The 10,967-nt window shown below is 64.9% G+C and carries 5 protein-coding genes and 1 riboswitch; of the genes, 3 read left to right on the top strand and 2 right to left on the bottom strand.

Translation table 11 applies throughout. The features are described 5' to 3' along the window. The first annotated feature begins 275 nt into the window (after window positions 1-275). A riboswitch (SAM riboswitch) is annotated at window positions 276-428 on the top strand. Window positions 429-629: 201 nt separating this feature from the next. Together VAE54_RS04915 and VAE54_RS04910 are read left to right on the top strand one after the other, a co-directional pair. After that, entirely contained in the window at window positions 630-1,820 is a 1,191-nt protein-coding gene (locus VAE54_RS04915) for a methionine adenosyltransferase (protein WP_322800819.1), read from the top strand. Window positions 1,821-1,969: 149 nt separating this feature from the next. Further along, entirely contained in the window at window positions 1,970-3,925 is a 1,956-nt protein-coding gene (locus VAE54_RS04910) for an ArnT family glycosyltransferase (protein ID WP_322800818.1), read from the top strand. A gap of 136 nt (window positions 3,926-4,061) precedes the next feature. On the opposite strand, the gene VAE54_RS04905 is transcribed toward VAE54_RS04910, so the two are convergent. Further along, on the bottom strand, window positions 4,062-7,694 hold the full coding sequence (locus tag VAE54_RS04905) for a HEAT repeat domain-containing protein (protein WP_322800817.1): 3,633 nt from the start codon (window positions 7,692-7,694) through the stop codon (window positions 4,062-4,064). 524 nt (window positions 7,695-8,218) lie between these two features. Further along, window positions 8,219-10,240: a DNA topoisomerase (ATP-hydrolyzing) subunit B gene (gyrB, locus tag VAE54_RS04900; protein WP_322800816.1), complete on the bottom strand. Its 2,022-nt coding sequence runs from the start codon at window positions 10,238-10,240 to the stop codon at window positions 8,219-8,221. Window positions 10,241-10,580: 340 nt separating this feature from the next. Between gyrB and VAE54_RS04895 the strand changes: the two genes are divergently transcribed. Further along, window positions 10,581-10,967, top strand: coding sequence for a DUF2089 domain-containing protein (locus VAE54_RS04895; protein ID WP_322800815.1), 387 nt, complete (start codon window positions 10,581-10,583; stop codon window positions 10,965-10,967).

Below are 10,967 nucleotides of genomic sequence, written 5' to 3'. Positions count from 1 at the left end.
CCGGTCGAAGACCGGCTGGGGTGCCCCCGATCCCTCTGGCGGCGGAACGGGCAAAAGCCCGGTCGACGCGCCACGGGTCGAGGAAGCCGGAAGTGGCCGGTCATGGATTTCGCCCCGTGGGGTGAAATAAATGACGATGAGTCCCAGAACGGAGGAAAGGTATCTGCATGCGGATTCCCATTGAAAACCGGCAGGCAGCGAACGGAACACGGACGAGCGGGTTGACGTATTCTCTATCTGTGGTAAGATAAGCAGAAAAAGCGAATAGAGCGCGGCACTCATCGAGAGAGGCGGAGGGACCCGGCCCGATGAAGCCTCGGCAACCTCCCACGGAGCCTGAGGGCCGACCGGGGAGCACGCCGCCCCCCGGCGGAGCGCTCGTGGGGATGGTGCCAAGTCCGGCAGACGGTCTGTCTGGGAGATGAGGTGGCCCGCAGCGGCGATCGGCCTCTTCTTCCCAGAAGAGGCTTTTGTTTTGTTCCGCCCCTCCTCCCGGAGGGGCATTTTATTGTCACGGAACAGACCCTGCTGGGCGTGAGATCGCTGCGGATAGCGAGCGGCGTGAGGTGTGGGACGCCTTCGGCGTTCCGCCTGGCTTCAGCCCCTATCTAAACAGAAGGAGGACTCTGATGCGCAATATCGTGGTTTCCGAGGCCAGCGGCCCTTACATTGAAACTCTTCCGGTGGAGATCGTCGAACGGAAAGGCATCGGGCATCCCGATAGCCTGTGCGATGGGATCGCCGAGCGCATCAGCCGGGAATACACCCGCTGGTGTGAGGAGCACCTTGGCGGCGCCCTTCATCATAACTTCGATAAGGTCCAGCTGGTCGCCGGTGAGGTCTCCGTCCGCTTCGGCGGCGGGGAGCTGCTCAAGCCCATCCGGATCCAGATCGCCGGCCGCGGGACCCCCTTTTACAACGGCCAGGCGATCCCCATGGAGACCATCGCCATCGAGGCCGCGCGAGCTTACCTGCGGGAGACCATGCGCTACCTGGATCCGGTAAAGCACGTCATTATCGACTGCTTCGCCGGGCGCGGCGCCAGCGAGCTCATCGATATCGTCCATCAGGTCACGGCCAATGACACCAGTTTCGGCGTCGCCCACTGGCCTCGCAGCGGCCTGGAGGAAGCGGTCTATCAGGCCACCCATTATCTGAACTACGAGCTGATCAACCAGTTCCCCATCGGCGAGGACGTCAAGGTGATGGGGTTGCGCCAGGGGAATCAGGTCATCCTGACGGTGGCCGTGCCCTTCATCGCCACCCGCGTCCACGATCCCGCCGAATACGAGGAGGCCAAACGCGGCGTCCAGGAGGCGCTCCAGCGCTTCGTCTCCAGCCTGCCGGCCCTGGAAGGGCGGACGGTGCGGGTGGATGTGAACACCGCGGATCACGCCAAGCGAGGGGACTTCTATCTGACGCTGACGGGCACCAGCGCGGAAATGGGCGACGATGGGGCCGTTGGCCGGGGGAACCGCATCACAGGCCTGATCACCCCCTTCCGCTCCACCAGTCTGGAGGCCGCTGCGGGGAAGAACCCGATCTCCCATGTCGGGAAAGTCTACAATGTGCTGGCGCTGGAGATCGCCCGCGACATCGTGGCCCGCCTTCCGGAGATCCAGGAAGCGACCGTGTATCTTCTCTCCCAGATCGGCAAACCGCTCGATCAGCCCCTCATCGCCAACGCCGCCGTCCGGGTCCGTTCCGGCTCGCTTACCCCGGGGCTCCAGGAAGCCGTGCGCGCGATTGTGGATGAACATCTATCCAACATCCATGAGGTGCGTCGCAAGATCATCGCCGGGGAAGTCGCGCTGTTTTGAGTTCCCGCTCTCCTCCCCCGGCTTCGGGTCGCGGGGAGGAGAGCGGAGAAGGTTCGGGGGGGAGTGGGGTCGCCTTCAGCGGCCCCACTCCCTGATTCCCTATGCGCCAAAGCGAATGAGGTTCGGCGAAACCGTTGTCGGAGCCCGCGATGCCTCGCCGCACATGGACCCACTGGGGGGCGATGGTCGGGCTGCTCTGGCTGGCCGCGCTTCTCCGCTGGATGGATCTCCCTCACCTTCCCTATGGGCTCTGGTACGATGAGGCCTATTATGGCCTGGATGCCCTGCGGGTTCTGGAGGGGCACCTGACCCTCTTCTTCCCGGAGAACAACGGCCGCGAGCCTCTGTTTATCTATCTGGTCGCCGGCGCGATCGCCATCCTCGGCCCCACCCCCTACGCGCTGCGGCTCACCGCCAGCATGATCGGCCTGCTCGCCGTCGCAGCCACCTTCCGCATGGCCTGGACGCTCTCCCGGCGCTGGGAGGTCGGGATGTTGAGCGGGATCCTGATGGCCTTCCTGCTCTGGCCGCTGAACCTCAGCCGGGTGGGGTTCCGAGCCGGATTGTTCCCCCTGGCCGCAGCGCTCACCCTGTGGTCGTTCACCCGGGCCGCTCGAAGCGGACGGGGCCGGGATTGGGTGATCGCTGGGCTGATCTGGGGAGGCGGGTTCTACACCTATCTGGCCGCCCGCATGACGATCCTCCCTATCGCTATGGGCCTGATCCTGGGACGCCAGCAGGATCCCCGGCGGTTTTCCCTCCGGGCCATCGCCCTCTTCCTGGTCAGCGCCGCGCTGATCGTTGCTCCCCTGGCCATTTATTTCTTCCTCCACCCTTCAGACTTCACCCTGCGAGGGGAGCAGACCTCCGCCTTCAACAGCCAGCGTTCTTCCCTCACCGTCGCCCTGGAGCAGGCGGTCCGCGTGGGGGGCATGTTCTTCATACGCGGCGATGACTATCCCCGGCACAACACGGACAGCCGTCCGGTCTTCGATCCCCTGCTCGCCTTCGCCTTCCTCACCGGCGGGATCCAGGCCACACGACGGACTCCCTTCACGGCGATCTGGGGATTCCTGATGTTGCTTCCCACCTTCCTGTCGACGGAAGCGCCCCATTATCTGCGGGCCAGCGGGGTGCTCCCGGTGGCGGCCTTCTGGGCGGCCACTGGCCTCTGGACCCTCGCCGGGATCACCGATCGATGGATCCGAGCCCCCTGGGGACGCGCGGCGATCCTGGGGGGATGCCTGGGGCTGAGCTTCCCCTGGCACACGGTGGCTTACTTCGATCCCACCTGGTGGGCGCAGGCCCGCGTCCGGGGCGCTTTCTCCCTCGACTCCCGGGAAGCGGCGGATGAGATCCGATCTTTCCTGAACACCTATCCCCATGGCACCGTGATCCTGTCGGAGCGCCTCTGGGCCGGACGGGCGGAGATGCGGTTCCTGCTCTGGAACCAGCCGGCCGTGCGCATCCGCCGCCTGGAGAAGGATCCGCCCGAGCCGCCCCTCACTCCGGCCCTGGTTGTCGGATGGCAGTATGAACCGGTTCCCCTTCTGCGCCGCTGGCTCCCCCGGGAAGCCCTGATCTCCATGCGCGCTCCGGATCCATGGCCCGGGGAGGACACCCCCCGCTATCGGGCCATGTGGGCGGAACCGGCGGATCGGATGCGATCCAATCTGCAGGCCGTTTTCGAGGATGGAATCGCCCTGAAAGGGGGGATCGCCCAGCGGAGCGGACGCCGGCTCACCGTGATCCTGGATTGGGAGGCGCTTGGGAAACCCTCCCGGGATTACAGCGTGTTTGTGCACATCTATCCAGAGGCGGAGGCCCGCCAGTGGCCCCCCACCTCTCCTCCGATCGCTCAACGGGATGGGGGCATCATGGATGGAGCCTACAACACCGGGCTCTGGCAGCCCGGCGACCGGATCCGAGAGACCCGAACGGTGATCCTTCCGGCGTCCCTATCCAGGACCCCATTGAAGATCTGGGTGGGGCTGTATCGGTGGGAAGATGGGACCCGCCTGCGAGTCCAGGGCGGAGGAGAAGCCGTGTCGATTCCGGTGGAAGAGATCGCCATGTCCCCTCCGCGGCCCTCTGAGGCGCGTTGAAAGTCTCCCGGGGCCAGCCCTTCGGATAACCCCTTTCAGGAGCTTCTGAGAAAACCTCCCTCGGGGCAGGCTGGCCACCTGCGTTGTCCTTCCTCCGAATCCATCCCTGTCCACCACTCGATGGGCCCATGGGAGATCAGAACCCTTCGGGGTGCTGACGGGCTGGACGTGGGATCGGATTTTCCTCCGCGACCCAGCTCATGGTTTCCCCTTTCCGCAAAAGGCGAACCCGCGCCCGCCGGGCGACTTCCATCAGGGTGGCAAACATCGCATTCGGCATGTCGGACTCGTGCAGCGCAGCCGCCAGGGCATGGACGGTTCCCACATCGCCGCCTACCCGGCGCAAGGCCTCCAGCGCCCGACCCCGAAGGTATGGAGGGATCTCCGGATCCAGGGCCACCGACACCAACGCTTCCTCGAATTCCGGGCTGGCGCTGGTGACCATCGCGTCCGCCGCCGCCCGGCGCAGGGGCATGGGGGCCTCCGCGTTCCGGGCCAGGATCCAGAGAGCGGAGAAAGCATCTGGCCCGCCATGTCCTCCCAGCGTGCGCACAATGGCCTGACGAACCGCTGGCTCCAGCGTGCTCTCGTGAGCGAGGCGGGCCAGCGGAGCGATGAGCGAGGGATCCCACAAGCTCCCCAGGCTTTCCGCCAAGCTCTGACGCACGGATGGGTCGATCCGAGTGTCCGATAGCAAGGAAAGGATCTCCGAAGCGGCCGGACGATAGCGAAGGGTGGCCAGCGTGAGGGCGATGGCCCCTCGCACATGGGGATCGATCCGCTCACCCCGCAACAACCACATCAATTCATCCCCCATCTCCGAGGCACCCAGGGCCCCGATCGCATCCGCGATGGATTGCCGCACGGAAGCAGGGATCCGCTCCTCGGGCAGGAGCTGGATCAAGGAGCGCACCACCTCCCGGTTCCCCAGCGTCCCCAAGGCATCGGCGATGGCCCGGCGGGCAGTCACGGGGAGGTTCTCCTGACGGAGCAACGGCACCAGCTCCAGAGCCACTGAGGGATCCCGCATCAGCCCGATGGCCAGAGCGGCCCGAGCCTGGATGAAAGGATCCTCCGTGGGATCACGCAGGAGATCCAGCAGGACCCGGATGGCTGACGTGGCCTTCATGGTGCCCAGGGCCAGAGCGATCCGTTCCCGGATCGCGGAATCGGTCCCGCGATCCTGAAGCATGGTCAGGAGTTCCGGCACCACCCGGCTCTCCCCGATCGCCGCCAGCGCATCCGGCACCAGGGCCCGCAGAGAAGGATGAACCTGGGGATCCTTCAGGAGGCGCAGCAGAAACGGGGTCGCACGGCGATCCCGCAACAGACCCAGGGCCACGATCGCCTGGCGCTGCAGGATGGGCCGGGAGAAATCTTCCTGAACCCGCGCGGACAGGCCCGTCAACCGATCGATCCACTGGACGAGGAACGGCGGGAGGGTTCGAACCCGTGCCCATATGGAATCCAGCAGGCGCTGCCAGCGGCTTTCCCGAAGAAGATCCATAAGCCATGGGACAATGGAGCGAAATCCTGCCTCAGCCAGTGCGTTCAGGAGAGCGGCTCGTAAGCTGATATCCAGATCGCGATCCTCAATCAGAGCTTGCAGCGTCTCCACATGCGGGGGCTCGATCCAGGCACCGAGGATCCCGACGATCCGACGCCGAAGCTCCACCGGCATGTTCGGATCGCGGATCCATGAGATCAGCTCATCCACCAGGCGGGCATCGCCCAGAGCCCGGAGCGCCTCCACAAGAGCTTCCCGAATGGCCGGGCTCAACCAGGGGAGGCCCAGGAGCTCCACCAGCGCCGGCCCTAACGACCGATCCCCGATCTGGGCGATGGCCATCACCACCTTGCGTCGAAGCTCCACCTCCACGCTTTCATCCCCCACCAGATCCAGCAAATCCCGGGCCAGGGAAGGATCTCCCAGACGCCCCAGCTGTTCAGCGATTTGCTCCCGCACCAGCCCGGGAATACGGGGATCTCGCAAGGCCAGGGCCAGGAGTCCTGCCGCCCGAGCTCCCTGCTCCCGGGCCAGCGCCTCCACAATGAAGCCACGAGCCCCGATGGAGAGATCTGGCTTCCGGAGCTGATCGGCCAGCCACTCGGTCTGACCGGGGATCCGGGCCAGGATCGCGGCAGCTTCCTTCTGAAGGAACGCGTAAGGGGTCGTCCACAATAGCGTGCGCAGACGCTCAATCATCGGATCCCGCCACTCCCCCTGTAGGTGCGGCGCTTCGATCAGACAGCGGCCGGCCAGGCGGGTCCTCGAATAGAAGAGGTCATCCTCGGAATCCAGCAGATAGGAAAGAAGCTCGCGCGCCACGGCCGGCTCGGCCAAGCCGACGAACATCGCCACCGCCTCATGCCAGTCCGGGTCATCGATTTGCCGCAGCAACATCGCCCGCCGGCCGGGATCCGTCAACGCCGTGCGAGCGACCAGGGCGAACAGGAAGTCCGGCCGCAGGAAGGCAAGGGCAGGGCCTGGGGTGACCAGTCCGCAGCGCTCCCGCAGCCAGGCGAGGGCGAGGCGGACCTGAGCGGGCTCGAAGCGTCCGTCGGATTGGAGCAGATCGGCCAGCCATCCCTCCGCCGAGGCAGCAGGGAGGGAGGGTCGCCGCAACAGGAGCATCGCCCATGCCAAGTTCTCGAGCGCAGCGAGCTTCAAAGGAGCAGGGAGCTCTTCCTCCTCTGGGAAAGCCTGAGGACGATCCAGCAAAGCTTCGACCAGCTGCGAATAGAGGACCGAGCGGCGGGAAGGGAGGCCGCCATGTTGCGCGCAGATCGCAAGGAGCCCGGAAAGCAGCCAGGGATTCCCAGCCAGCGCCATGCGCTCTGGATCTTCCTGAAGAGCACGAAGGAACCCTCCAGGCCCCTCTCCGCCTTTCCCAGGCCCCGCCGCGGCATACCAGCGCTCCGCCAGGGCCAAGATCTGCTCCTTCGTCCATGGCTCAAGGGCAAAACTGTGGAAACCCGCCAGCTGGACCGCCTGTGCGGCCCCTGCGGCGACGATGGAGCAACCTGTCCTCGCAGCCAGCCGCTCCAGCTCTTCCAGCAAAGCCGCTTCCGCGTCCGCCTGCCCGCTTTGCCCAAACCCATCCACGAGCAACGCGCAGCGGCCATGCTGAAGCCATCGCTCCAGAATCTCCACCGGCACCGGTAGGGCGCCGCGGGTGGCGCGGTAGAGGCCATCGGCGAGCTGCTGGCTCAACGGGACTTGAGGCCGATACTGGGCGACGGACAACCAGAAGGGGATCTGATTCGTGAACGCCCGGCCCGCGGGGAGGAGCTCTGCGGAAACCAGCGCCTGCAGAAGCGTCAGGAGCGGGCCGGGGCGGCCCTGCGCCGCCTCGGACCAGCAAAGGGCCAGCATCTGGAGAAGGGTCGTCTTCCCAGCTCCTGGCTCCCCCACGATCCACCAGCGAATTCCCGTTCCGGGCTGGGAAGCGGCCTTCTGGAGGACTCGCAACGGAGGGTTCACAAAGACCTGCCGGAGAGGAACCCGACCGATCTGGCGGGATAGCGGGCCCGTGGCGTGGGGGAGGACTGGGGGCGTCCTCAGGCATGCGCGCCGGAAGCTCGCCTCGCGGAACAGCCCTCTCCCCCGAAGCTGCAGAACCCCCCAGAGTCGGGGAAGAAGCAACGGGATCAGCAAGGTGAGCGCCGCACCCAGGGCCGCGGCCAGCGCCAACGCCATCCAGTTCATCACCGGAATCGGCTGCTCCATCCCAATCCGCTGGATCCCCCCCAGCCACACCTGCGGCATTTGGATGAACCTCCTCCAAAAGGATCGATCAGATTCGGTAGAGGAATCGGTAGAACCTCCCGGCATGCTCATAATGCATTTTGATCATATCTTGCCAATTCGTCAATCCTTGTTTTAAGAAACCGAGGATAAGCGCTCCCAAGATATGGTTAAAATGATTTAACTCGCGGTGCAGCGAGGGATCGTTATGGATGAGGAGGTAAGATCATCCAAGATCGTCCGAACGGTGAGGGGCTTTCCTCTGGGGGGCTCGGGGGGCTGAGCGGGTCGATGAGGGCGACCGGCCCAGCCCCACGGAGGTTCCCTCTCCGGTCCGCCGAGCCGGGAGGAGAGGAAAGGGCCATCCCGCCTTTTCCAATCGGATCCCGATCGCGGATGTCTGGAGCACGCCGCCGGCAAAGAAGCCATCGCTGAGGGATGGGGACAGCCTCGATGATCCGGAGCCCTTTTGAAGCCGGGTTGAGGTATAGACATCCAGGCCAGCGCTCCGGTGCGCTTCCGCCATCCATGAGAGGAGTGGGTGCTCACACGTCGAGGTTCCGCACCTCCCTGGCGTGGGCCTGGATGAAGCGGCGGCGGGGCTCCACCGCAGCGCCCATCAGCATATCGAACACCCGATCTGCCTCCGCAGCGTCTTCGATGGTCACCTGGAGCAGGATCCGGCGCGCCGGATCCATAGTGGTCTCCCAGAGCTGTTCCGGATTCATCTCCCCGAGCCCCTTATAGCGCTGGGTCACCACCAGCCGCTCATCGGCCGGGTCGATCCCCCGCTTACGCAGCCGGGCGAAGATCTCATCCCGCTCGGCATCGGAGTAGGCGTAGAAGACTTCTTTCGTTTTCTTGACCTCAATCCGATACAGGGGCGGCTGGGCGATGTAGACATGGCCGTTCTCGATGAGCGGCGTCATATGTCGGAAGAAGAACGTCAACAACAGCGTGCGGATATGGTTCCCGTCCACATCGGCATCCGCCAGGATGATGATCTTGCCATAGCGCAGCCGGGAGAGATCGAACTGATCCCCGATACCGGTGCCGATGGCGGAGATCAGCGCCTTGATCTCCTCATTGGCCAGCATCTTATCCAGCCGGGCCCGCTCCGTGTTGAGGATCTTCCCCCGCAGGGGCAGGATCGCCTGGAAATGGCGATCGCGGGCCTGCTTGGCCGATCCGCCCGCCGAATCCCCTTCCACGATGAACAGCTCCGCCTTCTCCGGGTCGCGCTCCGAGCAATCGGCGAGCTTCCCGGGCAGGGTCAGCGACTCCAGCGCGCTCTTGCGAATGACCAGCTCCCGAGCTTGGCGGGCCGCCTCCCGGGCGCGGGCGGAAGTCAGGCATTTCTGGATGATCGCTTTGGCCTCCCGGGGATTCTCCTCCAGCCAGCGGGCCAGCGCCTCGCCGACCACCGACTCCACAGCCCCCTTCACCTCCGCGTTGCCCAGCTTGCTCTTGGTCTGGCTCTCGAACTGGGGCTCCGGGAGCTTGACGCTGATGACCGCCGTGAGCCCCTCCCGCACATCCTCCCCGGTGAAGTTGGGATCGCTATCCTTGAGGAGCCCGACCTTCCGGGCGTAGTCGTTTAACGTCCGGGTGAGCGCCGATCGGAACCCCGTCAGATGGGTCCCGCCATCCACGGTGTTCACGTTGTTGGCGAAGGCCAGGACCGTCTCATTGTAGGCATCCGTGTATTGAAGGGCGACCTCCACCAGGATGTCCCCCACCGTCTTTTCCACATACCAGATGGGATGGAGCGGCTGGCGGTTGCGGTTCAGGTAGCGGACAAAGGACTGGATCCCGCCCTCAAAATAGAACGTGATCTCCCGATCCTCTCGCTCATCCACCAGCGTGATGGTGAGCCCGCGGGTTAGGAAGGCCATCTCCCGGAAGCGCTGGGCCAGGGTCTCGAACTTATAGTCAATCCCCCCGCGGAAGATCTCCGCATCCGGCTTGAAATGGATGATGGTCCCATGATCCGCGGGCGGGAAGCGGGGGTGCGCATACCAGTGGGCGGGATCCGCTTTCCCAACCCGCTCCACCGGCGTCACCGGGCGGCCCCGCTCATAGCGCTGGCGAAACCGCGCGCCATCTCGCTGGACGATGGCCTCGAGCCATTCGGAGAGGGCGTTGACGGCGCTCACGCCGACGCCGTGGAGGCCGGTCGCCACCTTATAGCTTCCTCCTCCGAACTTCCCGCCGGCGTGCAGGGTGGTCATCACCACCTCCAGGGCCGGACGGCCGGTCTGAGGATGGATATCCACCGGGATGCCCCGCCCGTTATCGGTCACCCGAACGCTTCCGTCGGCCAGGATCTCCACCAGGATATGGGTGCAGACCCCCGCCAGGGCCTCATCCACTGCGTTATCCACCACCTCATAGATGAGATGATGTAGGCCCCGGATGTCCGTTGAGCCGATATACATGCCCGGGCGACGGCGAACCGCTTCCAGTCCCTCCAGGACCTGGATCTGGCTGGCATCATAGGCGGCGACTGCCTCGGCCGCCCCATTGGAGCCCGCTGCTCGCGCGACCTTTCGGGTTTCATTCGCCATACGTCCTCCCTTTCGCATAAACCGAAATCCCTCGCCTGGCGCCGGCCATACTCGAATGAAAGCCTGTTTCGGGCGCCACGCGCGAACACTTTTTCCATTTTAACTCAAATCGCACGCCCGCGCCGGGCCTCCCTCCATAGGGGCCGTCCGGCGAATGGAGCAGGATATCCGCCACAATGCCTCCCGGAGAGAATGGGAAAGCCCCGGGGATCCCCCACACCCGGCCCTCCTCAGAGACCATGGGGCCCGCGGACGCGAAATCTACACAGTCGCTTGACTTTCTTTGCATATGTGTTTAAAATTTTGAAAAAATGGTTTCCATTTTTCGATGGAGATCCGGATGGCGATGTGGATGGGGATCTGCCCGGTGTGCGGGGAGGGGCTGGAAGTGGTGGCCCTGCAGTGTCCGGCCTGCGAGACACGGATCGAGGGGCGGTTCCAGCCGGGCCGACTGGCCCGGCTTTCCGCCGAACAGCTGGCCTTCGTCGAGCTCTTCCTGCGGTGTGAGGGGAAATTCACCCGTCTGGAGCGCATGACGGGCCTCTCCTACCCCACACTGCGCAAGCGACTGCAGGAGATCCTGCGGGCCATGGGGTATGAGGCAGAAGCGGAGGGGCCTCCTGGCCCGGAGGAGCGCCTGCAGATCCTGGAGGCGCTGGCAGAGGGTCAGATTTCTTACGAAGAGGCCCTCCGACGATTGCGCGGGACGGGATCCTCGGAGGGATGA

Source organism: Thermoflexus sp., from assembly GCF_034432235.1.
In the GTDB taxonomy this organism is placed as follows: Bacteria; Chloroflexota; Anaerolineae; order Thermoflexales; family Thermoflexaceae; genus Thermoflexus.
Note: the sequence above shows the minus strand (reverse complement) of the source record. Positions and strands in the feature narration are given on the sequence as shown.

Bases quoted from the DNA above. Each gene is read 5' to 3' on its own strand.
- VAE54_RS04905 (WP_322800817.1), bottom strand. From the start codon at position 7,694: ATGCCGCAGGTGTGGCTGGGGGGGATCCAGCGGATTGGGATGGAGCAG.
- VAE54_RS04895 (WP_322800815.1), top strand. From the start codon at position 10,581: ATGGCGATGTGGATGGGGATCTGCCCGGTGTGCGGGGAGGGGCTGGAA.
- VAE54_RS04915 (WP_322800819.1), top strand. From the start codon at position 630: ATGCGCAATATCGTGGTTTCCGAGGCCAGCGGCCCTTACATTGAAACT.
- gyrB (WP_322800816.1), bottom strand. From the start codon at position 10,240: ATGGCGAATGAAACCCGAAAGGTCGCGCGAGCAGCGGGCTCCAATGGG.
- VAE54_RS04910 (WP_322800818.1), top strand. From the start codon at position 1,970: ATGCCTCGCCGCACATGGACCCACTGGGGGGCGATGGTCGGGCTGCTC.